The organism is Humidesulfovibrio idahonensis, assembly GCF_054657715.1.
The window spans coordinates 1,874,631-1,897,540 of sequence record NZ_BAAHYE010000003.1; the positions used below are offsets into that span (position 1 = coordinate 1,874,631).

At 61.6% G+C, this 22,910-nt stretch carries 16 protein-coding genes, 2 pseudogenes and 1 riboswitch; of the genes and pseudogenes, 7 read left to right on the top strand and 11 right to left on the bottom strand.

Features of this window, described 5'->3' with window-relative positions:
- Positions 1–94: 94 nt before the first annotated feature.
- A riboswitch (cobalamin riboswitch) is annotated at positions 95–233 on the bottom strand.
- 348 nt (positions 234–581) lie between these two features.
- Positions 582–2,045, bottom strand: a complete 1,464-nt coding sequence (locus tag ACYQ4W_RS14640) for a cation-efflux pump (protein WP_459858087.1) — start codon at positions 2,043–2,045, stop codon at positions 582–584.
- Positions 2,046–2,194: 149 nt separating this feature from the next.
- Positions 2,195–4,762 carry a sensor histidine kinase gene (locus ACYQ4W_RS14645; RefSeq protein ID WP_459858088.1) on the bottom strand — a complete coding sequence of 856 codons (2,568 nt, stop codon included), beginning with the start codon at positions 4,760–4,762 and terminating at the stop codon, positions 2,195–2,197.
- A 202-nt stretch (positions 4,763–4,964) separates the two neighbouring features.
- On the opposite strand from ACYQ4W_RS14645, the gene ACYQ4W_RS14650 reads away from it, so the two are divergent.
- The 3 genes from ACYQ4W_RS14650 to ACYQ4W_RS14660 all read left to right on the top strand — a co-directional run bounded on the left by ACYQ4W_RS14650 (position 4,965) and on the right by ACYQ4W_RS14660 (position 7,744).
- Positions 4,965–6,701 carry a bacteriohemerythrin gene (locus tag ACYQ4W_RS14650; RefSeq protein ID WP_459858090.1) on the top strand — a complete coding sequence of 579 codons (1,737 nt, stop codon included), beginning with the start codon at positions 4,965–4,967 and terminating at the stop codon, positions 6,699–6,701.
- Between the two features lie 10 nt (positions 6,702–6,711).
- Entirely contained in the window at positions 6,712–7,038 is a 327-nt protein-coding gene (locus ACYQ4W_RS14655; protein WP_459858092.1) for an antibiotic biosynthesis monooxygenase family protein, read from the top strand.
- Positions 7,039–7,330: 292 nt separating this feature from the next.
- Complete coding sequence (locus ACYQ4W_RS14660; RefSeq protein ID WP_459858094.1) at positions 7,331–7,744, top strand: hypothetical protein; 414 nt, start codon at positions 7,331–7,333, stop codon at positions 7,742–7,744.
- Here ACYQ4W_RS14660 and ACYQ4W_RS14665 read toward each other — a convergent pair.
- The 3 genes and pseudogenes from ACYQ4W_RS14665 to ACYQ4W_RS14675 form a co-directional block, all read right to left on the bottom strand.
- Positions 7,704–9,920: a SulP family inorganic anion transporter gene (locus tag ACYQ4W_RS14665; RefSeq protein WP_459858095.1), complete on the bottom strand. Its 2,217-nt coding sequence runs from the start codon at positions 9,918–9,920 to the stop codon at positions 7,704–7,706. The two genes, ACYQ4W_RS14660 and ACYQ4W_RS14665, sit on opposite strands and share 41 nt — an antisense overlap.
- 137 nt (positions 9,921–10,057) lie before the next feature.
- Positions 10,058–12,379 carry a methyl-accepting chemotaxis protein gene (locus tag ACYQ4W_RS14670; RefSeq protein ID WP_459858097.1) on the bottom strand — a complete coding sequence of 774 codons (2,322 nt, stop codon included), beginning with the start codon at positions 12,377–12,379 and terminating at the stop codon, positions 10,058–10,060.
- Between the two features lie 384 nt (positions 12,380–12,763).
- A pseudogene (locus ACYQ4W_RS14675) lies at positions 12,764–13,654 on the bottom strand (YifB family Mg chelatase-like AAA ATPase); the annotation flags it as partial.
- Positions 13,655–13,699: 45 nt separating this feature from the next.
- Between ACYQ4W_RS14675 and ACYQ4W_RS14680 the strand changes: the two are divergent.
- Positions 13,700–15,472 carry a recombinase family protein gene (locus ACYQ4W_RS14680; RefSeq protein WP_459858099.1) on the top strand — a complete coding sequence of 591 codons (1,773 nt, stop codon included), beginning with the start codon at positions 13,700–13,702 and terminating at the stop codon, positions 15,470–15,472.
- A 105-nt stretch (positions 15,473–15,577) separates the two neighbouring features.
- On the opposite strand, the gene ACYQ4W_RS14685 is transcribed toward ACYQ4W_RS14680, so the two are convergent.
- From ACYQ4W_RS14685 to ACYQ4W_RS14695, 3 genes are all read right to left on the bottom strand, one after another.
- Positions 15,578–15,832 carry a hypothetical protein gene (locus tag ACYQ4W_RS14685; protein ID WP_459858101.1) on the bottom strand — a complete coding sequence of 85 codons (255 nt, stop codon included), beginning with the start codon at positions 15,830–15,832 and terminating at the stop codon, positions 15,578–15,580.
- 153 nt (positions 15,833–15,985) lie between these two features.
- Positions 15,986–16,693 carry a recombinase family protein gene (locus ACYQ4W_RS14690; protein WP_459858104.1) on the bottom strand — a complete coding sequence of 236 codons (708 nt, stop codon included), beginning with the start codon at positions 16,691–16,693 and terminating at the stop codon, positions 15,986–15,988.
- Between the two features lie 923 nt (positions 16,694–17,616).
- Complete coding sequence (locus ACYQ4W_RS14695) at positions 17,617–18,141, bottom strand: BRO-N domain-containing protein (RefSeq protein WP_459858107.1); 525 nt, start codon at positions 18,139–18,141, stop codon at positions 17,617–17,619.
- Positions 18,142–19,159: 1,018 nt separating this feature from the next.
- On the opposite strand from ACYQ4W_RS14695, the gene ACYQ4W_RS14700 reads away from it, so the two are divergent.
- From ACYQ4W_RS14700 to ACYQ4W_RS14710, 3 genes are read left to right on the top strand one after another with little or no spacing between them, the layout of a single operon-like run.
- Complete coding sequence (locus ACYQ4W_RS14700; protein ID WP_459858109.1) at positions 19,160–19,477, top strand: hypothetical protein; 318 nt, start codon at positions 19,160–19,162, stop codon at positions 19,475–19,477.
- Positions 19,478–19,498: 21 nt separating this feature from the next.
- Entirely contained in the window at positions 19,499–20,002 is a 504-nt protein-coding gene (locus tag ACYQ4W_RS14705) for a hypothetical protein (protein ID WP_459858111.1), read from the top strand.
- Positions 19,999–20,586, top strand: coding sequence for a YajG family lipoprotein (locus tag ACYQ4W_RS14710; RefSeq protein WP_459858113.1), 588 nt, complete (start codon positions 19,999–20,001; stop codon positions 20,584–20,586). The genes ACYQ4W_RS14705 and ACYQ4W_RS14710 overlap by 4 nt, the downstream gene beginning before the upstream one ends.
- A gap of 11 nt (positions 20,587–20,597) precedes the next feature.
- Here ACYQ4W_RS14710 and ACYQ4W_RS14715 read toward each other — a convergent pair whose 3' ends face one another.
- The 3 genes and pseudogenes from ACYQ4W_RS14715 to ACYQ4W_RS14725 all read right to left on the bottom strand — a co-directional run.
- Positions 20,598–21,131, bottom strand: a complete 534-nt coding sequence (locus ACYQ4W_RS14715; protein WP_459858115.1) for a phospholipase D family nuclease — start codon at positions 21,129–21,131, stop codon at positions 20,598–20,600.
- A gap of 58 nt (positions 21,132–21,189) precedes the next feature.
- A complete protein-coding gene (locus tag ACYQ4W_RS14720; RefSeq protein WP_459858117.1) occupies positions 21,190–22,074 on the bottom strand; it encodes a hypothetical protein in 885 nt (294 codons plus the stop codon).
- A gap of 88 nt (positions 22,075–22,162) precedes the next feature.
- Positions 22,163–22,828: pseudogene (locus ACYQ4W_RS14725) on the bottom strand (magnesium chelatase domain-containing protein); the annotation flags it as partial.
- Positions 22,829–22,910 lie beyond the last annotated feature (82 nt).

Sequence of the window (22,910 nt, forward strand, 5' to 3'; positions counted from 1 at the left end):
TCTGTCTGAACAATCCAGCGGAAACGCCGACGGGGGGGCGTTCAATGTCCTGCGGCCCAGGTCGCGAGGCCTGCACTATCGTCCGTTTCGGGTCGTCTTCTGGCTTCCGGGCGGGGGCACGTCCCCCGGCCTTGGTGGCCGCGTCCTTCCCGAACCGCGAGCGGTTCAGTGGGCGCGACCGGCGTTTTTCCCGGTTACAGCAGCGCGTCTGCGACGGATTTGCACCGTCTTCCGTTACCCGATGGGTTTCTGGCGAGTGTTGAGCTATTGTTTGGCTAGCCCGCGCGGGCATGGCTGTCAAGCCGGGGGAGCGGGCGGTTTTTCGGCGTGAGGGCGCGCGCTGGCCTTGCCGTGCTCCTGCGCTGGCTTGGCGTTGCCTTGGCGTGGCTTCAAATGGCTGCCCCGGCGGCGGGTTAGAGGCTTGGCGGTTCCAGGCGCTGGGCTGTCGGACTGCGAGCGCTGGGACGAGGCGCGGTCAAACGGTTGTCCGCTTGGACGCCGCCTGTTTGGACGCCGCCTGTTTGGAAGTCGAGAGGCGAGGCTCTGACGGATCACGCTCCGGCAGGCCAGACACCGACAAGTCAGGTGATGGGTTGCTCCAGTGCGGCGGGCACGGATTCGTCCGGCTCCATGTGGATGGTGATGCGGATGAGCTGGGGCAGACGCGCGCGCAGGCTGGCCTCCAGGGCCACGGTGCGGTCGTGGGCCTGGGTGATGGGCGTTTGCGGGTGCATGCGGCAGTGGAACGAGGCGGACACCCGCGCGCCGGAGCGCAAGAGCACCAGGCCGTGCAGGTCGCACACGCCGGGGGTCTCGTCCACAACCTCCTTGATGGCCAGGCGCAGGGTCTCGGCGCTCTCCGGGTCGTCCAGGGCCGGCTCCGGGTGCGCGCCCTGCGGTTCTATGTGCGTCACCACGTGGCAGGCGCCGCCGAGCTCGGCCCGCAGCTGGGCCTCCATGCCGCTGATGCGCTTGTGCGCCTCGGCCAGGGAGAGGGACTCCGGCACCTCGGCGTGCAGGTTCAACAGCAGCACGCCGTCGGCGTGGCGCAAATCCAGGTCGTGCACGCCCAGGTCGTAGGTGTCGGCCACGGCCTTGGCGCGGTCCAGCAGCCCCGCGGCGCCGTCTTCCTCCGGCCGCAGCTCCACCAGCACGTCCGCGCCGGGCAGCACGGCCTGGGCCGCATCGCGCGCCTGGCACACCACCTGGTGGCCGTCCTCCAGCTCCAGCCCCGCGCGCACGCCCAGCAGCATGTCGACAAAGCTGGCCGGGCCGCTTTGGCGCACCCGCACCCGGCGCACGCTGAGCACGCCCGGCAGATGCGCCACGCGCTTTTCTATGCCGTCCTGGGCCTCCTGCACGCCCGCGTCCAGCAGCACGTCCACGGCCTGCCGGCCCAGGCGGATGCTGACCCACAGGACGATGCCGGACACGGCCAGGGCCGCCAGGGCGTCGGCCCGGTGCAGCCACTGGGCCAGGGGCGTGGCCGGGTCCAGGCTGTCGGCCAGGGCCAGCGCGCCCAGGCCCGCCAGCACCACCAGCGACGACCAGATGTCCGTGGAGAAGTGCAGGGCGTCGGCCTCCAGGGCCTGGCTGTTGTGCTTTCTGGCCGCGGCCAGCAGCATGCGCGAGCGCGTGAAGTCCACCACGATGGACACGGCCATGACGCCCGCGGCCCAAAGCGTGGCCTCCACGGGCTTGGGGTGCAGCAGGCGGTTCACGGCCTCGAAGACGATCCACACGCAGGTGCCCAGAAGCAGCAGGGTTTCGACCAGGGCCGAGAGGTTTTCCACCTTGCCGTGGCCGTAGGGGTGCTTGCGGTCCGGCGGCAGGGTGGAGATGCGCACGGCATAGAAGGTGACGCCGGCGGCCACAAGGTCCAGGGCGCTGTGGGCGGCCTCGGACAAAATGCCCAGGCTGCCGGAGGCTATGCCCACCACGAGCTTCATGCCCGTCAGCGCAAGGGCCGCCAACACCGAGGCCAGGGCGGCGGAATGCTTTTCGCGCAGGGCCAGGGCCTCTGTTCCGGGGGTGATTGTGCTCATTGGATGATTCTACGTGGAGGGCGGCAAGGCGTCAACGCGGGGGAGGCTGCGAGTCCTGGAGTCGACACTGAACAAAAATCCGCCGCGAGGCCTGGGAGCGGCCTTGCGCTTGGTGGGCACGGGGGAGCTGTCGCGAGCGCAACAGATTGTCAACTCAGGGGAAAGCGCACGGTGAAGACCGCGCCGCCGTCGTTTTTGGCCTCGGCCGCGCCGTGCAGCTGCTCCGCCAGGGACCACACGAGCTCGAGCCCCAGGGTGTTGCCCTCGCCGGGGCGGAAGTTTGCGGGCAGGCCCTGGCCGTCGTCGCGCACGGTGATTTGGGCCTGGCCCGGTCCGTGGGTGAGCAGCACCCGCACAGTGCCCTGCTCGCGGCCCTTGAAGGCGTGCTTCAGGGCGTTGGTCAAAAGCTCGTTGCACAAAAGCCCCAGGGGTATGGCCTGGTCGATGCCCAGGGAGAGTTCGTCCAGCTCAAGCTCGATGCTGATGCCGGGGGCCCCGGCCATGCCCGCGCCCACGCGCTGGGCCAGCCGCTCCAGATAGTGGCGGAAGTCCACCTGGGCCAGGTTGCCGGTCTGGTAGAGGTCTTCGTGCACCAGGGCCATGGAGAGGATGCGCGCCCGGCTCTGGGCCAAAAGCTCCAGCACGGCCGGGTCCTGCACGTCGCGCGCCTGCAGGCTGAGCAGGCTGGAGACGATCTGCATGTTGTTCTTGACCCGGTGGTGGATCTCCTTCAGCAGCACTTCCTTTTCCCGCAGCGAGGCGCGCAGGTCGCGCTCCGCGCGCAGGCGCATGACCTCCGCGCTGGCGCGCAGGGCGAACAGCCGCAGGGTGGCGATGATCGAGGGGTCATCGGGCATGGCCCGCCGGTCCATGATGGACAGGTGCCCGATCCTGAGCCCGTCGGCATTGTGCATGGGCACGCCGAGGTAGCTGTCCACCCCGACCTCCGTGAAGAACACCGTGTCCGGGTAGCGCTGGAGCAGATTGCTGCGCACCAGCAAATACCCGTTGTCCGGAATGTCGCGGCCCGGCGTCTCGGCGAGGGAGAAGTCGCGCGACATGGCCTTTCCGTCCGCGCTTGAGATGGACAACGTGCGCATGCGCGTGGGCGGGGTGTCGAGGTATTCCCCGATGAAGGCGGCATAGACGCCGAGGATGGACACGAGCCTGGCGGTGAAGGCCTGGAAGAACTCCTGCCCGGTGACGGCGGCGGTCTCGTCCAGCAGGGAGCGCAGCACGGCCTCCTGGCGCTGGCGCTCGCGGATGTCGCGCCCGGTGGCGAAGACGACGCGGGAGGCGCCGCCCTCCACGAGGCTGATGGTGATCTCCTTGTTGAGCGTGGCGCCCTGGCGCGTGCGCTGGCGCGTGTCCCAGCTGATGGGGCTGGTGGCCGACAGGCGGGCCAGCATCTCCGCCCAGCGCGCGGGGTCCAGGTCCATGTCCACATCGAACACGGTGAGGCCCTGCATCTCCTGCGGCGCATACCCCAGGCTCTTGGCCGCGCGCGCGTTCACGTACAGGAAGCGTCCCTGCTCGTCGGTCCAGTAGATGTCGTCGCCGGCGTTGTCCACGGCGAACTGGGTGCGCGTCAACCGCTCCAGGGTGGCCTCGCGCTCCGCCTCCCGCGCGGAGAGCTCCGCGCCGATGCGGTCCACGGCCTGGGCGAGCTGCCCCAGCTCGTCGCCGCCGGTCTGCGTTTCGGCGTAGCCGGTTCTGGCGGCAAGGTCGCCCTCGGCGAAGCGGCCCGCCACCATGGCTAGGCGTTCTATGCGCTCCACGAAGATCTTCTTGCCCGCCAGCCATGCGGCCAGGGCGGTCAGAAACGCAGCCGAAGCCAGAATGGCCAGACCGGACAGGAGCGCTTGGCGCGCCTCGGCGATGATGGTGTTTTCCGGCAGGCTGATCCCTGCGTAGATGCTCGGCGGCTCGTCCGCCCGCAGGCGGGACTCCTGCACGACGTACAGGCGGCGCAGGCCGGTGAGGTCAAGGGCGTAGAAGGGGCTCTCGGCCGCGGCGGTGGCCAGCAGCCGGCGCTGGCTCAGGGTCACCTTGCCGCCCAGGGGGTAGAGGTCCGGCCTGGGGTCCGGGTAGTGGCGGTTGAACAGCCGCCGGCCTTCGCGGTCGGCCATGAACACGGTGGAGCCGGGCGGCAGCTGGATGTCGCGGACCATGTCGCCGATGATGTCCAGGCGCACGCCGGTGGAGACCATGCCCAGCACCTCGCCCCGCGGGCCCGGCACGGGCGTGGCGCAGACCAGCACGTCGAGCCCGGTGGAGAGGCTTTTGCGGTAGCCGCCAAGGACAAAGGCCCTGGTCTTGAACAGCTCGGCGAAGTACGGGGCTTCGCGCAGGCTGAAATTGGGCGTGTGGTTCTGGGCCGAGGCCAGCACCGCGCCCTGGGGGGTGCTCAGGATGATGTCGCTGTAGATGGGGTTCGCGCCCAGCAGCTCGCGGAACAGCTGTGCGCTCGTCTTGCCGTCCAGGGCGCGCACGGAGGGCAAAAGGGCCAGGGTGGCCAAAAACTGCCGCGTGCTGGCGATGAGCTGCTGCTGGCGCTGGGCCAGGTCGCTGGTGATGTGCGCGGCGCGCGTTTCCGCCTCGCGCAGGGCCTGCCGTTCTTCGGCGATGCCGGTGTACAGCACCAGCGCCAGCGCCGGCAGCGAGGCCAGCACCGCCAAAAACAGCAGCTTGAGGCGAATGGACAGCACTGCCCGCATGAGCGCAACCCCTTGGGACGACGACTTTTGCTGGTTCTACCAATAATCCCGTACAGCAAGCGCAATCATCGCGCAAGGGGGGCCAGGGGTAATGTGTTGTGGTCCGCCTACCGAAATGATAGGGGTTACTACCCCCGTTCGTAACCGCCGCCCGGTTTCGGCAAGCGGCATTGCGTTCCCCATCCGCCAAGGAGATTCTTCCATGCCACAGGCGCCAAGCCCAAGCTCCAGCATCAAGATCCGGATCATCATCTCCGCCGCCGTGCTGCTGGGCGGCGGTGCCGCCTCCTTCACCTACGGCCTCATGTCCGACTCCTCGTCCTGGGTGCATACCCTGCTCTTTGTCCTGGCCATGCTCGGCGCCGGCTTTTTGCTGTGGACCGTGCACGCCCAGATGATGCTGCCGCTGGCCGCCTTGGGCGACTATGCCCGCGCGGTCTCCACCGGCAAGGACGGCGCCTGCCCCATGACCGCCATGCCCGAGGAATACGCCGCCCTGCGCGACGCCATGTGCCTGATGGTGCAGCACCTGGACGGGGCCATAGCCGCCGCGCGCGAAAAGGAGTCCGAGGCCGAACGCCGCTCCGCCGAGGTGGAGCGCGCCCTGAGCGAAAGCCGCACGGCCGAGGCCAACGTGCGCGACCTTTTGGAGAACATGAACGCGGCCTCGCAAAAGGCCAAGGAGGCCGCCACGCGCATCTTCGGCGCCGTGCGCGAGCTGAACGAGAACATGGAGCACGTGGGCAAGGACGTGAAGGTGCAGCGCGAGCGCGTGGCCAGCACCACCATGGCCATGGAGCAGATGAACGAGGCCATTCTCGAAATCGCCCGCAACACCGGCAGCGCGGCCGAAAGCGCGGAGCGCTCCAAGGGCAACGCCCTGGCGGGCGCCAGCGGCGTGCGCGAGGCCGTGGCCAGCATCGGCCGCGTGAAGGAGCGCATTCTGGCCCTGAAGGAGACCATGACCACCCTGGGCAACCAGGCCGAGGGCATCGGCCAGGTGCTGGGCGTCATCTCCGACATCGCCGACCAGACCAACCTGCTGGCGCTCAATGCCGCCATCGAGGCCGCCCGCGCGGGCGACGCCGGGCGCGGCTTCGCCGTGGTGGCCGACGAAGTGCGCAAGCTGGCCGAGAAGACCATGGTCGCCACCAAGCAGGTGGGCGACTCCGTGCGCAGCATTCAGGAACGCGCGCGAGAGAACGTCATCGCCGTGGACGCCACCGCCGGCGACATCGTCGAGAGTTCCAGCATGGCCGAGCAGTCCGGCAAGGCCATGGAGGAGATCGTGGACATCGTCCAGCAGACCGCCCTCGAGGTGGCCTCCATCGCCACCGCCAGCGAGGAGCAGTCCGCCACCAGCGAGGAGATCAACCGCAGCGTGGCCGAGGTGAACCAGGTGGCCAAGGAGACGGCCGAGAGCGTGGACCACTCGACTCAGGTAGTGGTGGAGATCTCCGGCCTGGCCGAGGAACTGGACTCCATCATCCAGGCCATGGCCAGCGGCAAGCTCACGGCCGTGACCAACAGCGACCAGCTCATGACCTGGACCGACGATCTTTCCGTGGGCATCCGCCTCATCGACGAACAGCACAAGGTGCTCCTGGGGCTCATCAACGAATTGCACGCGGGCATGCGCGCCCGCAAGTCCGACTCCGTGCTGGTGGGCGTGGTGGAGCGGCTCAAGGAATACACGGTGAAGCACTTCGGCCAGGAGGAGGAGTACTTCGACCGCTACGGCTATCCGGAAACCAAGGGGCACAAGGAAATCCACGCCAAGCTGGTGCAGCAGGTGCTGGACTTCGAGGCCGCGCTCAAGAGCGGCCAGGCCAAGGTGACCATGGACATCATGCGCTTCCTCAAGGACTGGCTGGTGAACCACATCATGGGCACGGACAAGAAGTACAGCGCGTTCCTCAAGGGCAAGGGCCTGCGCTAGGGGCAGCCGCATGGATTCCGCCGCCTCCCAGTCGCCCTGCTACGCCGTCATCTTTTCCTCCCGGCGCACTGCCGGGGACCACGGCTATGCCGAGGCCGCCGCGGAGCTGGTCCGCCTGGCCGAGGCCGCGCCGGGCTTTCTGGGGGCGCAGAGCGTGCGCCAGGAGGACGGCCAGGGCATCACCGTGTCCTATTGGGATTCGCTGGAGTCCATCGCCCGTTTCAAGGCCGACCCGCGCCATGTGGCTGTGCGCGCCCGCATGGCGGATTGGTATGAGGAGTTCGGCCTGCGTGTATGCCGGGTGGAGCGCGAAACCTTTTGGAAAGCGCACCCGTAAGCCTCCGCCGTTCGCCAAAAGCAGAAGAGCGGATGAGCCGCATGGTTCCTCCGCTCTTTTTTGGGGTCTGCCGTGGAGCAGGGGGCAGTCCCGCTTGGCGATGCTCCGGCTCACGGGCCGATTGCAAAGCAGATGCTTTTCCTCCAGAGTGCGGACGATGGATTTGCCCGCGCACGGCCGATGTTTCGGAACCGTAAGCCGTAAGGTCCTGAAGCCGACCCGGCTTTGGGCGGTGCCGCGCCTGGACGGCTTGCGCGGGCGCGGAGCATCCAGCAGCGCGGAGCGGTGATGCATGCCTGAGACAAAAGCCACGAGGCCCGCCCCGCAAGGGCAGGACACGCCAAGCGCCGTCATCCTCCACGGCTATGTGGAGCAGACCGACGGCGGCAGCCGGCTGTGCCTTGTGCTGGGCCGGGCCTTGGGAGCCGACTTCTGCTGCGGCTTCGCGCGGCCGGGGCATCCTTTTCTGGCCGCGCCGTTTCCCGGAAAGGTGCGCACGCTCATGCCCGCCCTGCCTGTTCCCCTGGCCAGACAATGGGCGCTGGCCTTGGCCTTTGAACACCGCACGCGCTTTGTCCAAAATTACGGCACAGCCGTCTTCAGCGGCGCCTACGCGTCCCTGCGCTCCGCGGGGCCGCCGTCCGCTGCTGCTTTGCTGCGCCGCGCTACTGTTGTGTGGTGGCGGTGTATTGGTGATAAAAACTGATGGCGAGGCCGGGATTTTCCGCCTCCACGCGGGCAAGGGCGGGCAGGGAGAGGAACGACAGGGAGCAGGGCGTCAGCGCGGTGATGCGCCCCTGGGCTGCGTAGGGCTGTTCGGCGCTGGCGCGTCCCACCAGCGCGCCGGCCTTCAAGGTGCGCAGGCGCGCCGGAGCGTCGTGGGCGCCCGGCGCCGTGCGCGTCTCCTCGGCCTGGCCAGAGACGAACAGCAGCACGCCATCGGGTTCCGCCCCCTCGTCCATGATGATCTCGCCCGGAACGGCGCTTCTCGCTTCCAGGTAGGGGGCCAGGCTTTCGACCATGGCCTCGAAGCGTTCGCTCTTTTCTATCTGTGCCAGCAGGTCGTCCACCGTGCTGTCGAAGAGCGCGTCCTGCGACTCCCGGGTCTTGTTGGAGTCGAAACGGGCCAGGATGTCGTTCTCGCACCACTCCAGGGCGCTGTCCAGACTGGGCAGGAACATGAGCTTCTCGATGTCCGCCGGCGCGGTGCGCAGCATCTGCCTTGAGAGGCCCTCCGGCGCGGCCGCGAACAGCGGCGTCATGTCTCCGGCCGTGCAGCGCTGCACCATGCGCAGCAGGCAGTTCAAGGCCGAGGAGTCGAACCCGTCGACTTCCGAAAAGTCCAGAACCAGATAGTTGAAGCGGTCGCCGCTTTGCGGGGCGAGATACTTGGAGACCGTGCGGTTGAGGGTGTTCGCGGAGCCGAAGAAAAGGTAGCCGGCAATGTGCAGCACGCGGATTGCGCCCGCGTGGGCGTGCAGGATGTGCTGCTCGGGGATGGAGCGACGGACCGTGCTGGCGAGGGCGCTCACGTCCGACTCTTGCCGGGCCACGGGAAGCTGGCTGTATTTGATCACAAAGACGGCGGCGGCCATGACCAGGCCGAAGGAAACCCCGGGCAGGAAGCCGAAGGCCCCGACGGAGCAGAGGATGGCCAGCACGAGGGCGTACTCCGCGCGGGTCACACGGGTTCGTATCCGCACCGCCCACTCCAGCATGGTGCCCAGGCCCATGAACATCGTCAGCCCGCCAAGGATGAAGCGGGGAACGTGCCCAAGCACCGCCGCTCCGGAAAAGGCCGCCGCTCCTGCAAGCAGCCCGGCGACGGCGCCGACCAGCCGCGAGTTCGATCCGGTCATGGGCCCCAGCATGGAGTAGCTGAGCGCCGTGAAGCCCGTGTGCGAGCCGCCCGGGGCGGCGATGAAATTCACAGCGGCGTTGAGGTAGAGTTCGTGCCGCATGTCCAAATCGCGCCGCAGCATGGCCTCCATGCCGCTGCTCACGAGCAGGAAGGAAATGGCGGAGACCAGGGGGATGGTGCACAGCTGCGGAATCTGCTGCGCGAGCACGTCCCAGCGGATCAGCGAGAGGTCGGCCACGGTGAACACGGGCCACAGCCGCGTGCCTTCCTCCAGTCCGCCGAGCAGTATCCCGGTGCGCTCCGCATCGGCCAGGCTTTGTCCCGTGGCCCACAGATAGAGGGCGAAGGCCGCCAGGGCGACCCCTATCGTCGCGGGGAGCGCCACGCCGTTCTTGATGAACTTGCTGGCCGCCAGCGTGGCCAGGGCCAGGGCCACGCCCGGGACCCACATGGCGAGCATTTCGCCGGTGAAGAAAGACAAGAAGTTGGTGATGCCGGGAGTGGCGCCGGTCATGATGGTGATGCTGCCGCGCGCCAGCAGCCAGCCCACGCCCGCCAAAAAGCCCCCCACCACGGGATAGGGCATGTAGCGGACGAGATTGCCCAGCCGAAAGCGGCCCAGCAGCAGGAAGAGCGCGCCCGTGCCCAGCGCGGATAAGGCCATGGCCGCGCCGACGGTGACGTAGGCGGCGCGCGGGTCCGCATCTCCGGCAAGGGCGGCGGCGATGCCCGCGGCGATGGCGGCCAGAATGGCGGCGGGAGAGTCCTCCGGTGCGCAGATGGCCGTGGGGACGGAGCTGAAAAGGGCCACCAGGAGGCACATGACGAAGCAGCCGAACAGGGGCAGCCCGGAGGCCTGCGGGGCGAAGGGCGCGAGCGGGCCCGAGAAGATGAGCGAGGCGAGGGAAAGCTGAATGACGATGAGCAGCATGCCGACAAGAACGCCGGAGCATAGGGCCGGGAGACAACGTTTGGGCGTCGACGCGTCGTGCAGCAGTTCTTGCAATGATGACAAAACCATGCGTAATTCTAGACTGGGGGTGTTGTTAAGGCAAGCCCCCAAAGGCCCATTTCGGGGCAGGGGGAGGCTTCGTGGCGGCGCAAAAAAAGGGGAGGAGCCGCAAAGGCCCCTCCCCTGGTCTTCCGCGTGCCCCGGGCCTAGCCCTGGCTGTTCATGTTGTTGATGATGCCGCGCAGCTCCGCGGCCAGGCGGGCAAGGTCGCTCACGGCCTGCCCGGACTGGAGCATGGCCTCGGCGGTTTCGCTGGCGATGCGGTTGATCTCCTCGGTGGAGCGGCTGATTTCCTCGCTGGCGGCGGACTGCTGCTCGCTTGCGGTGGCGATGCCGCGCACGTGGTCGGAGGTGGCGTCCACCATGCCCACTATCTCGCTCAAGGCCAGGCCGGACTTCTGCGCCAGCTCGGTGCTGGCCTGAATGGCCTGGGTGGTGGCCTCGGTGTTCTGGATGCTTTTGCGCGCGCTTTCCTGCACGGCGTTGATGTGCCCGCCGACCTCGTTGGTGGCCTGCATGGTCTTTTCTGCCAGCTTGCGCACCTCGTCGGCCACGACGGCGAAGCCGCGCCCGGCGTCGCCCGCGCGGGCCGCCTCGATGGCGGCATTGAGCGCCAGCAGGTTGGTCTGGTCGGCGATGTCGGAGATGACGTTCATGATCTGGCCGATGCCCTCGGCCTGGGTGCCCAGCTTGGTCATGTTGTCCTTGAGGACGATGGCCTGCTTCTCGACGCCGTTGATGGTGGAGATGACCTGACTGACCAGCTCCGCGCCCTGCTGGGCCTTCTGCTTGGTCTGCTCGGCCAGGTCGGCGGAGGTGCCGGCGCTCTTGGCCACCTCCATGACCGTGGAGTTCATCTCCTCCATGGCCGTGGCGGCCTCGGCCGTGCGCGAGCGCTGCTCGTCGGAGCCGCGGCTGGACTGCTCGATCTGCGCTGCCAGTTCCTCGGAGGCGCTGGCCACCTGATCGGAAACGGTGTTCGCCGCGGCCGCTGCCTTGGCGATGCGGTCGTTCTGCAGTTCGATGCGCTTCTGGTTCTCCATGATCTCGGTGATGTCCATCCAGAAGGAGATGGAGCCCAGGGGCTTGCCGTCCAGGTCGTAGAAGGGCGTGGTGGCGACGTCGATATGCTTGGCGTTGCCGCCCGGCCCTGTCCAGACCGTTTTGCCATGCAGGGCGGAATTTGTGCTGATGGCCTTGTCGGACATGGTCTCGCGGCTGGGGTCGTTCCAGTAGAACTGGCCAGAGCGCACGCCCACGTATGAGGCCGGGGGGTTGGGCTTTTCCAGCAGGTCGCACACCTGCTGGTTGCACCAGATCATGTTGAAGTCGGGCCCGACGATGCCGCAAGGCGTGGGGATGCCGTTCAGCACGCCCTGGGCGAAGCCGAGGCGCTTTTTGAGCTCGTCCACCATGTGGTGCATGTTGTCGGCCAGCACCGCCAGTTCATAGCGGTAGCCCGCGTGCCGCGCGGCCTGGTAGTCGCCCTGGGCCACCTTGCTGGTGTATTCCTGCAGGGTGCGCATGGGGCCAACCACCACCTTGCGCACCACGATGGTGATGCCGCCGCCCAGCACCAGCACCACAAGCAAGCCGATGCCGATGAGGATGTTGCGCTGCGAGGTGGCTGCGCTCGTCAGGTCGCTTTCGTAGGCGCTCATGCAGATCATGAAGCCGGTGCTCGGCTCCGTGGCGAAGCTCATGTACTTGTGCGCGCCCTTCCAGTCGTAGAAGAAATCGCCGTTCTTCTTCTCCAGGGCCCGCTTGACGAAGTCTTCGCCCGTGCTGTCCTTGAGCATGAGCGACTTGTCGTTGTGGGCGATGAACTTGCCCGTCGCGTCGAGCATGAAGGCATAGCCGTTTTCGCCGAAGCGCAAGGGATTGACGAACTGCTCCACGAAATCGGTCCAGCGGGTGAACAGCCCCACGCCGCCGATGGTTTTGCCCGCGGCGTCGTGCACGGCCTGGACCGAGAGGAATATGTACATGTTGTCGCCGCCGGATTTGGCGGTGATGATGTCTTTGCCGAGATAGGATTCCTGGCCGCTCATGATGCTCTTGTAATAGTCGCGGTCCGCGCGGCTTTGGCCGGTAAGGTTTTCGCCGTTGGCGTTCTGCCCGGCGCGCACCTTGCCGCTGGCGTCGAAGACGATGATGGACCACATCTTGGGATTGGCCTTGAGGGTGTCGGCCACGCGCTGCTGGGCCAGGGAAGGGTCGTCGGTGAAGGCGGTTTGCAGCACCCGCTGGCCGGCAAGGGCCCGCGCCATGGAGGCGGATTCGTCCGCATACAGCTGCAGGCTGCGCTGCGTGGTGCCCAGGGCCTGGGCCATGGCCTGCTGCTCTGTGTGCAGGGTGAGGTTGTAGGTGGAGCGGGTGACGTAGAGCAGAATGCTCGAAATGCCGAGGATGACGACGAGCGTGACGGAAATGATGAGCAGCGTGCCGATGCTTTTGATGCGGGGCATGGTCGGTGGGCCTCCAACAAAGATGTGTGGCGGCCCTTATCTTGCTGTAATACTTAGTTGTCAAGCTAAGTGCCAGCCCAGGGTGGCACGGCGCGATTGAAACAACGGCTGTTCGGCGGCGTCCCTATCGGATTGATAAATATCATTATCGGCCAATATGGCGAGGAAAAGCCTGCTATATCGGAATGGTATATCAGCCAATCGGGAAATCGAGTGACTGCGGGGACCATGCCCAACGCTTGATGCAATTATTTTGAAAAAAAAATCGGGCAGCATCGCCCTGAGTTGGAAAAGTAAGCGGTGGAGATAACATATCATGCGTATTGACGATTGCTGCCACGCGCGCGGAGCGGTGCGCCGGGCGTGGCGTATGCCGCCTGCGGCTCAGGACTGCGGCGGGTTCACGCGGTCCATGGTGCGGAAGTTGATGGCCTCGGCCAAATGGTCGATGCCGATGGCTTCCGCCTCTTCCATGTCCGCTATGGTGCGGCCGATGCGCAGCACGCGCGTGTATGCCCGGGCCGAGAGCCCCAGCCGCCGCACGGCCTGCTCCAAAAAGCGTTGCTCGGTCTCGCCCACGGCGCACCAGCGCTCCAGAGCCGCGCCGGTGAGGTCGGCGTTGAGGCGGATGCGCTGGCCCTTGTAGCGCGCGGCCTGCACGGCCCGCACGCGCAGAATGCCCGCGCGCATGGTGGCGGAGTCGCGGGCGCCGCGCGGGGCCTTCAGGTCCTCGTACGGCACGGCGGGCACCTCCACCTGCAGGTCGATGCGGTCCATGAGCGGGCCGGAGATGCGCGAGCGGTAGCGGTGGATGGCCAGGGGCTGGCAGGAGCACACGTGCCGGTCGTCGGTCAGGTAGCCGCAAGGGCAGGGATTCATGGCCGAGACGAGCATGAAGTCCGACGGATAGGTGAGGGACAGGGCCGCGCGCGAGATGGTCACCCGGCCGTCTTCCAGGGGCTGGCGCAACACCTCCAGCACATGCTTCTTGAACTCCGGCAGCTCGTCGAGGAACAGCACGCCCCGGTGCGCCAGCGAAACCTCGCCCGGTCTGGGGTTTGCGCCGCCGCCGATGAGCCCCGCGTCGGAAATGGTATGGTGCGGCGGGCGGAAGGGCCTGCGCACGATGAGCGCCACCTCGCGCGGGAGCATGCCCGCCACGGAGTAGATCTTGGTGACCTCCAGCGCCTCCTCGAAGGTGAGGGGCGGCAGCACGGTGGGAATGCGCTGGGCGAGCATGGTCTTGCCGCTGCCCGGCGGCCCGACGAAAAGCAACGTAGGTACTTGTAACCCCGGAATGTCCTGTGCTAGTGTACCTTCATGAGCGATACACAAACACCAATTATCCCAAGGCCCAAGGCATACTCGTATATCCGGTTCTCAAGCCCAGAGCAGATGAAGGGCGATAGTTACCGTCGGCAGTATGAAGGCACCCGCGAGTACGCGCTTGAGCATGGCCTAGACCTTGATGAAAGCCTTGTGTTTGAGGACTTGGGTGTGTCCGCCTTCAAAGGGAAACACGTCAAGATTGGTGCTCTCAGCCGTTTTCTTGAAGCCGTACATGCTGGCACGATACGTCCAGGTTCGACACTCATTATTGAGAACCTAGACCGCTTTAGCCGTGAAGATGTTCTCACAGCTTTCAGCCATTTGTCGAGCCTCCTGGCTCAAGGCGTTGCTGTCGTTACCCTTCAGGACGGGCGGGTATTCACAAGGGAGAGAATGACGGAGGATATGAGCTTGCTGCTGCTTTCCTTGTTCTCCATGCAGCGGGCACATGAGGAGTCTGCGGTGAAGTCCGCCCGTCTCAGTAAGGCTTGGGAGCATAAGCGGGAGGATGCCAGAGAGCAGGGCAAGGCCATGACCAGTACGTGCCCCCAATGGCTCAAGCTTGATAAAGAAACGGGAAAGTACCTCATCATTGAGGACCGGGCGGATACGGTACGGCGTATCTTCAGGGAAACGCTAGAAGGCAAGGGCGCAAATGCCATTGTTCAACTATTTAATACTGAGGAGGTTCATCCTTTCGGTCGGTCAAAGGGTTGGTGGGAAAGCTACGTTAAGAAAATCCTGGCAAATGAAGCTGTGTTCGGGAGACTCCAGCCGCATACTACCAAGGCTGAAGGAGGTCGCAGAGTACCCGTGGGTGAGCCCGTTGAGGATTACTACCCGGCCATTGTTGACAAGGAGACATTCTACCGAGCCCAGACCATGAGGCAGGAGCGGCGCATACCCGGTGGCCGGACTGTTGCCAAGTTCTCCAATCTGTTCACAGGGCTGGTTAAGTGCGGAGTATGCGGCGCAACAATGGCCTTCGATAACAAAGGCAGAGGCCCGAAAGGTGGCACCTACCTTGTTTGCGCAGAAGCAAAGCGGAGGCTTGGAACTTGTGTTCGCCATGCTTGGCGGTATCCTCTAGCGCAAACCCATATCTTGTTGAATCTGCATTCCCTGGACTACCGCAATCTGCTCCCTGACATTGCCCGGCAAGCTCAGGATGAAGCTCAGACCCTAGAGCGCCAGCTTGAGGCCATGCGTTCCGAGTTGGCAGAGACGGTTGGCAAGGTGGATAATCTAGCTGACCAGATTGCAGAGAGTCCGAGCCAAGCTCTACGCCGAGCATTAGACCGAGTTGAAGCTAGGCAGCTTGAGCTTGAGGCTTCGCTTGAATCAATGACCTCACAGCTTGAGGGTGCCCGTGGGCGCTCCTTTGAGGCTGAAGCTGTAGCTGACGAATCCGAGGAAGCGTTCAAGGCATTCATTGCGGCAGAGCAGGAAGGTGAGCCTGGGCAGGTCTATGAGATGCGCCGCAGGATGCACCAGATACTTTTGCGGCAACTGGAGACTATCAAGTTCTACCCGGCTCACAGCCCTGAGTCTTCCCTTCATGGCATCATTGAAATATCCTTCAAAGGGACAGGGCGTATCCATCGGATAAAGGTTGATAAGGGCCAAGCGAGTTCTAAGGGGTACCAAGTGCTTGAGGACGGAACCGAGGAGCTTCACATTAACGAGCCCAACGCCGTATGGCCTCCAGACGGTATCTTTATAAATGGCCGCGCCCTAGCCGCTGAGCTTGGGCTAGACTTCTGAGGTATGAGAAAGGCCCCCAGGTTGCCCCAGGAGCCTCTTTACCTGCCAACAGAGAAAACAACAGAAGACAGAAGTTGTTAACTAGTGAACAAAACTGAGCCCAGCTTACCACTCGTAACCAAGCTCATGGTATGAGCGCACGTCACGGCAAGCCCTCGCAAGCTTCATGGCCGCATTCCATAGTTCTTCATTCAGCCGGGGTATTTCTTTCGCCTGTGCCTCTGTGAGTTCGTCCCAAGGGCATAATACCCCGTTATCTTCGTCGTCAGAATCAAGATAGTAGACCCTTTTGAAACTCTCAATTTCTAACTCAATCACAGAATCGCCGTTCGGCCCTCTTGTAGAAAATTCAATTCGCATAAGTAATACCTCCACTGGTTGTTAAAAGCGGAGGTATGATAGCATGTATTTCATGTGACGCAATGAAATAGTTAACAACGACAATCCATTCTCGTTTTGACTACCACGGTATGCAGTTGTGAAAACGGCAGGATAGTGGACACGTAAACGAAATTAGAGAAGTGCGCGGTACCTGTTCCATATGGATTGGACATTTGCCCCGGTGAAAGAAGCTCCACTCAGCGTTACGATACCCATACTGTTGAGTTCTGCCGCAACAACAGGATAGCTCTTGCGCTTCTGGCCTGGATTAGTGCGGCGCATTGCTTTGATTGCTCCTAGGGCTATCCTGAGAGCTTCGGGGAGGGTGTCCTTCGTGTAGGCTGGGCGACCTTCACAACGTCCTTCAACTTCACGCTTCCTGTCACGAGCCTGCCGGAGCTTCTTTACGAGCATTCCCTTTTCAAGCTCAGCGAACACACCTTGAATCTGCACAAGCGCCTTGCGCATCGGGTCGGCCATGACTGCCTCGGTTACATTCTCGCCTGTACGTGCAGCGATTAGGGAAATTCCCTTTGAAGCAAGGTACACGAGCAACGTCTCTTGAATGCGGTACTCCCTGGCGAGGCGGTCTAGCCCTTCCACGATGATTGTCCGCACCCCATTGCGGAGTATGGCCGATACCATGTCCTGAAATGCTGGCCTGTCCGCTTCGCAAGCTGTGCCTGGGACACCTTCCTCCCGGTACACATGGGCAACCTCATAACCGTGGCTCTTGGCGTAGGCTTCAATTTCAGCCTCTTGCCGCCTGAATCCATCGCCCTCAACTTGCCCCTTACCGCTCACCCTGACGTATGCGTATGCCTTGGTTACAGCCGCCATTTCATGCCCTCCAGCGTGATACTCATTGCCTTGATAAGCAACGGTACCAACAATCAGGCGGCATAGTCAATTCAGTTATCTAAAGAAAAGTGCAACAGAATGGTGAAAATGGCAGAAAAACTTGGTCCAAGTTGTTCACTAGTTAACAAGGTTTTAACGAGTGATGCTCTGAGGCACGAGAACCCTGCTGACCTTAGCACCACACGAACCACTGCGATGCAGGTGATGGTATTAGCTTAATATATATAGATATGTGCAATGGCATGGTGACTCAGGTACTATCTCATACACCTGCCGAAGCAAGCCCTAGTGAAGGTATGCCAAGCGGCCCTGACACTCTGCCCTACATATGGCTTCAAGCCGCAACGTGGCCTCGCCGCGAACCCGCCGGGGGGAACTCTCGCCGCCACGCCTCAAACGTTACCCTTTCACATTTTGCAATCAGAATAGCTTTCAATCAGGCCATGTTAGACAGCATTTCCCTTGCCTAGCTGCACCGGCTAGAACCCCTGAATTTCTCGCTACAGTACCCCTAGAAGGCATTCCAATGCGTCGGGCTTACAACTGTTCACTAGCGAGGCCATGCCCTTGAATCGGCGCACAGGGAGACGGCATACTTCCCCCAACATGAGCTGGTGATAATGGGCCATAAGCCATGAAGCTTGGGAATATACCCTAGCGATTCAGTACAGTATCGAAATGTGCTTTCTTGGCTGGATAGTCATAAGTGTGTGAGGAGGAGGGAGAGTATCTAGTTGGAGGAGGAGTATCACCCTTCATCCTAGTGTCTCTCCTTCCCCTCTAGGGGGGCCGGAAAATTCTACTATCCAGCAGGTAGCGATTTAAGCTACCGAAGTTACAGGCGAAGTGTCTGTTTCCAACTCTTTCCGGTTCAGCTTGCCAGTGTACGAAATTTGGGGGTGCTACACCGTCTCAAGGCGCTTCCGAATGTCCAGCACGATACCCTTGTAGTGGTCGCGCTGAGTGGTTGCCGCAGTAAGCTCCTTCGTCAGGCGCTCAGTCTTGCCCCTAAGCAGGGTCATGGCCTTGAGAACAAGCTCGTCTTCACTGAGTTCACCCATCCGCAGCTTCTCTTCCCCCATGACGTACATACCGTCCTTTCGGATAGCAGGCAGGACTTCACGGGTAACCCATTGCTGGAAGGGCCGGGCCTGGGGTTTGTCAGAGCGCAGGATGACCGTGTAGAGCCCAGACTCAGAGAACAGACACATACGCTTCCCGGCGGGTAACCCAAGGTCGGTTCGAGCGACGTAGCCTAGTTCCGACTCATCAAGCCGCTGCCGTGCATACTTGGGTTGAAGGCCAAGGCACTTGCAAACGTCCATCGCCACAAACCAGGGCTGGCCCTTACGAGTTAAGACTCTGACTCCTTGCCCCTGGAATGCGAATGCGGTGGGGTACGAACTTTCTAAGATTCCATCATCCATCTGAAATTGTCTCTCCTTTTCAGCTACCCATCTCCTTTCTGGTTAGAGTGCGTTGATTGATACCTGAAACTATGTGTTGCTGGTTCCTTGCACGATTGCTCAAACTACCCTTGCCGAAATGGGTTGCCCTTGATTCGCCATACTGCCCATAAGCATAAGGGACATTCTCCTTACACAAATAATGAGGGAGTATGAGAATCATCCTGACAGGAATGAGGGGTACCCGAATGTGCTTCTCTCTTAGGGGGTGCCGTGGTAGTCGCCACACTTGTCGCCACAGTTCGAGTTTCCGTTGTGAGAAAGCAAAAAGATAGGGGCAGAAGCCACTAACTTTATTAACCTTTCGTGGTTGGTCACCAAGGAATCGAACCTTGAACCTCCGGATTAAGAGTCTGACGGTCTGCTAGTTTCCCTTCATTTGCCGCTATCTGGGGGCCTGAATCGCTGCAAATGTGAGTGTATACTTACATGGCTAGCTCTAGTCTCAGGCCCACCAGCATAAGTTAACTAGTGAACAAGTGGCACCCTTCCATGTATCAGACCATTTTAATGCGCTATCAGATTTTCCCTAGACGTTGACGAGTTACTTGGGATACGTAATAGACAAATTTTACTGGGGAGGGTTCACGACCATGAACAAGACCATTGCCGCATTCTCTATCGTTTTCGTCATGCTCATTGCCTGGGCTACATGCGCTCTTGCTCAAGATGTCCACGTTCGGGGCTATCAACGTCAGGACGGCACTTACGTTCAAGAGCATATGAGGTCGGCCCCAAACAACACCGCAAACGACAATTGGTCCACCAAGGGGAACACCAACCCATACACCGGGCAGGAAGGGACCAAGAGCCCCACGCCTAGTTACCACCAGCCTAACAGCAATTCTTACGGCACTACAAACCCTTACGGCGCGAGCCCCTACGGAGGAAAGCGCGGGTACTAGTTAACTAGTGAACAACTTCTCAGGGAGAGTTCTCAAGTTAACGACCCTAACCTTGTGCTTTCTAGGAGCGCCATATGAAAAAGTTCGTAACTCTACTAGTTGCGTTCGTCTTTGCTTTGAGCCTTGCCCTCCCCCTCAGCGTTGAAGCTCGTGGCGGCGGTGGTCACAGTGGTGGCAGTCGGTCCAGCGGAGGCCATAGTTACAAGGCATCAACAGGGACCACCAGCAAGAGCAATCGAAGTGCCGTTGCAGTCCGTGGGTACACCAAGAAGAATGGTACCTACGTCAAGCCGCATATGAGGTCTGCGCCGAATGGCAGCAAGGCCGATAACTGGTCTACCAAGGGCAACGTGAATCCGTATACTGGCAAGGTCGGGACGAAGAGTGAATAGAATCAGGGAGTAGGAGGTTAAATGAAAGTCGCCGCATTATGTTTAGTCGCATTGCCTGTCCTCTGTGCTTGCAGCTTCTCAACACAGAGCCGCTACGGTTACAGCGAAGTAGGGCAAATTCAGGTCGTTGAGTTTGGCGCTGTCCTCGCCGTGCGTGACATCGAAATCGTAGGGGAAAATAGTGGTGCGGGGGCTCTATTGGGTGGAGCCGGAGGTGCAGCCGCAGGCGCATATTCAGGCAAAGGGTTTGGCGCTGTTGCAGGAGGTACCGCAGGAGCCGTTGCTGGTGGCGTAATCGGGTCTGCGCTTGAGCAAGCCATTAGAAATCGTGGCGGTGTTGAGTATACCGTTGCGCTGCGGAATGGAAAGGTGCTGACCATCGCACAGAACGTATCCAAAGAGGATACTGTGTTTAAGGTTGGGGACAGGGTTATGATTCAAATTAATGGGCAGTATCAGCGTGTTCTTCCCGCTAATGCCCTGCCGACGGAAGTCGCAAAGCCTAGGGGAGTGGAAGTAAAATGAAAAAGGTATTGCTGCTGCTGTCTGCGTTGCTCATGCTTTCCGGTTGTGCTGTGACTGTCGATAAGATTGATGTTCCGTACCAGGGTAAGCCTAATATCACTGTCGTTGATGGAGCGGAGAAAGTGTTCCTCAGCGTCAAAGAAGAAGACAAGCGGACCGTTTACAAGGACCGTGTTGGAGTCAAGAAAAACGGTTACGGCATGGAGATGGCGGCTATCGTGCCGACCAATGATGTTCCCAAAACCTTTGCTGACGCAATTTCTTCTGAGTTAGAAAGCGTTGGTTTCAAGATGGGGCCGAATGGTAAAACCGTAAAGGTTGAGCTTGTCCGGTTCTATAATGACTTTAAAATTGGGTTCTTTGCGGGCGATTCCGTTGCAGATGGCCTTATCAATGTGCAAGTGATGAATCAGAAAGGTGAAGTTTTGTACTCGCACTCTTACGAGGGCGGAGGAATTGAGCAGAATATCCAACTTGCAACAGGCTCTAATGCTCGTGCTGCACTCATCAAGGCGATGTCAGATATCGTCTCGAAAGTTGTTCAAGACAAGAACTTGCAGGCGGCTTTGCTGAAAGAGGGTTGAGTCACAGCGAGTTAGTTATTCAAGCTAGAGTGTTCACGGTGATTCTGGAAGTTTCCCTGATATAATTTTACAGCGTCAGGGGCTTCCAGAATCATCAAGTTTTCAGCGTTGCTACTCTCTGCCGCCTTGGTGAAGTTGAAGCTCCCCGTAATAAGGGTATGCCCGTCAATCAGTATGACCTTGTTATGTGCGATGGCATGGGCTGAATCAATATAGACCTTCACCCCGGCATCCTTGAGCATACTTCCTGCCGCTCCTCTTCCTCTACTCTGGCTCTTGTCTAAGATGACCTCTACCTGAACGCCCCTGGCCTGAGCGTCAATAAGGGCCTGTGTGATACCGGGTGAGGTGAAGCTGTAAGCCTGGACGTAAATTGTCGTCTTGGCCCCGTCTAGGTGCTTCACAATGGCCTCAGTACAGCCACCACGCGGGGAGAAGTATATCTCTGCCTTGGTGTCATGGGGCAAAGTGAGGTCATAAGCCCAGGCTGACGAAGCGATGAAGGAAAGCAGGATGCCAAGAACGAAGGGAAGTCGCTTAGTCATGACGGGCCGGTGCCTAGTAGGATGTGTTCACTAGTTAACAAATAGGCGATTGCGCGTTCTATTCGGGTTGCTCTTCTTTTGACTGAGCCGAGAGAGCTTGGTCGATTTCGATAAGCCAACGAAGGTATGCAACGCCAGAACTCATTAAGGCCACAGAGAGGGCAATGGGTGGTTGCGGGGCCGTCTCCAGTGGTTGTCCGTGCCGGTAGTTATGGACGCTGCTCACCCAATCACACAAGCTATCAAGATACTGTCCCGCTACCTTAGTCGCGGTTTCACTGCCTGCGTAAATGGTCGTCATACGGGGCTTCAACTTGGCAATGATATCCCCGCTTGAGATACGAGGGACCTCAGGCAGAATCAACTTGAACACAACCTCGACGGCTTCAAAGACGTTGCGCAGGGCTTCCTTGAAGTCAGGGTCGGCACGGTCCTGGGCGGCTTGGGCAGCGTCGAAGGCATGCTTTGCGGCTGTGTAGCGAGGGTTGCCAAGGCCAGCCACGGCAGAAGCAGTGCTACACTCATACTCCGAATCAATTGCAAGGTGGACACCGCACTGGGCATCAATCCGGTATCGGACATTTTCCTCTTTGAAGATACGGGAGACTTCACGGAATATGAAATTGCATGAGTCCCTATTTCCAGTAAGCCGCCATATCTTCTTGAAGTAAATCGTAATTGAGTCGAGCACGTCTTCTATTGATGCGTCATAGAAAAACGTCCCCCAAATCACACGGCCAGTATCATAACTTGGGATGTACGTGCCAAGCTCTCCTGTGAAATGAGCCGACATTTCACTGGACTTCATGTAATGCTTTGAGTCGAGCTTGTCGAAGCAAGATGCCAACCGAAGGCGCATCCTTGCGCTATCTTGAAGAGGCATCCCTCTTGGGATGTACACGTGTGAGAACCGTTGCCCAGTGGGGGCGTCGTTCTGGCTCATGCTTAACCTCTCAATGTCGTAGGGGGTTAGAAGGAACGGTCTGTGGTTGTATGCCTGAAACTCAAACCAGCGAGTTGGGGTTATCGGACCCCACATTGAGCAGATTGTGTCCGCCCGCGGCGGCGATCTCGATGGCGCGCTTGGCGTGCTCCTGGCCTTTGACCTCGGCGAAGTCGCCCTCATGGGCGATCTGCTCGGCCCAAAGGGCCTCCACGTCCACGCGTACCGGCTCCGGGGTCATCTCGCCGGTGACGATGCCCACGGCCTGGGCCAGGTTCGCCGCGCCATAGACGCACAGCCCCTGCACCACGGCGGCCTCGGCCGCGTTTTCCGCGGGCACGATGAGCCCGCGCGCGCCGTTGTCGCGCGCCATGATGGCCAGGGGCAGAATGCCCGGCACAGGCCCAAGGCCGCCGTCCAGGGAAAGCTCGCCCGCCAGGAACCAGCCGTCCAGGCGCTCGGCGTCGATGACCTCGGCCGCGGCCAGCAGGCACAGGGCGAGGGGCAGGTCGTAGCCGCTGCCTTCCTTGCGCAGGTCGGCCGGGGCCAGGTTGACGGTGATGCGCGCGGGCGGCAGCCGGTGACCGGCGTTTTTGAGGGCGGAGAGCACGCGTTCCTTGGCCTCGCGCACGGCCCCCTCGGCCAGGCCCACCAGGGTGAAGGCGGGCATGCCGGAGCGCGCCAGATCCACCTCCAGGGCCACGGGCACGGCTTCTATGCCGAGCAGGGCGGCGGTGCGGACTTTGGCGATCATTGAGGGCTCCTTGAGAAATCCGGAGAGGATTCCGCGTATGTGGCTTCGCGCATAGCCTAGACGATTTGGGCCGCTTTGCCCA

Bases quoted from the DNA above. Each gene is read 5' to 3' on its own strand.
- ACYQ4W_RS14715 (WP_459858115.1), bottom strand. From the start codon at position 21,131: ATGACTAAGCGACTTCCCTTCGTTCTTGGCATCCTGCTTTCCTTCATC.
- ACYQ4W_RS14655 (WP_459858092.1), top strand. From the start codon at position 6,712: ATGGATTCCGCCGCCTCCCAGTCGCCCTGCTACGCCGTCATCTTTTCC.
- ACYQ4W_RS14670 (WP_459858097.1), bottom strand. From the start codon at position 12,379: ATGCCCCGCATCAAAAGCATCGGCACGCTGCTCATCATTTCCGTCACG.
- ACYQ4W_RS14665 (WP_459858095.1), bottom strand. From the start codon at position 9,920: ATGGTTTTGTCATCATTGCAAGAACTGCTGCACGACGCGTCGACGCCC.
- ACYQ4W_RS14720 (WP_459858117.1), bottom strand. From the start codon at position 22,074: ATGAGCCAGAACGACGCCCCCACTGGGCAACGGTTCTCACACGTGTAC.
- ACYQ4W_RS14695 (WP_459858107.1), bottom strand. From the start codon at position 18,141: ATGGATGATGGAATCTTAGAAAGTTCGTACCCCACCGCATTCGCATTC.
- ACYQ4W_RS14690 (WP_459858104.1), bottom strand. From the start codon at position 16,693: ATGGCGGCTGTAACCAAGGCATACGCATACGTCAGGGTGAGCGGTAAG.
- ACYQ4W_RS14645 (WP_459858088.1), bottom strand. From the start codon at position 4,762: ATGCGGGCAGTGCTGTCCATTCGCCTCAAGCTGCTGTTTTTGGCGGTG.
- ACYQ4W_RS14710 (WP_459858113.1), top strand. From the start codon at position 19,999: ATGAAAAAGGTATTGCTGCTGCTGTCTGCGTTGCTCATGCTTTCCGGT.
- ACYQ4W_RS14685 (WP_459858101.1), bottom strand. From the start codon at position 15,832: ATGCGAATTGAATTTTCTACAAGAGGGCCGAACGGCGATTCTGTGATT.
- ACYQ4W_RS14680 (WP_459858099.1), top strand. From the start codon at position 13,700: ATGAGCGATACACAAACACCAATTATCCCAAGGCCCAAGGCATACTCG.
- ACYQ4W_RS14660 (WP_459858094.1), top strand. From the start codon at position 7,331: ATGCCTGAGACAAAAGCCACGAGGCCCGCCCCGCAAGGGCAGGACACG.
- ACYQ4W_RS14640 (WP_459858087.1), bottom strand. From the start codon at position 2,045: ATGAGCACAATCACCCCCGGAACAGAGGCCCTGGCCCTGCGCGAAAAG.
- ACYQ4W_RS14700 (WP_459858109.1), top strand. From the start codon at position 19,160: ATGAAAAAGTTCGTAACTCTACTAGTTGCGTTCGTCTTTGCTTTGAGC.
- ACYQ4W_RS14705 (WP_459858111.1), top strand. From the start codon at position 19,499: ATGAAAGTCGCCGCATTATGTTTAGTCGCATTGCCTGTCCTCTGTGCT.
- ACYQ4W_RS14650 (WP_459858090.1), top strand. From the start codon at position 4,965: ATGCCACAGGCGCCAAGCCCAAGCTCCAGCATCAAGATCCGGATCATC.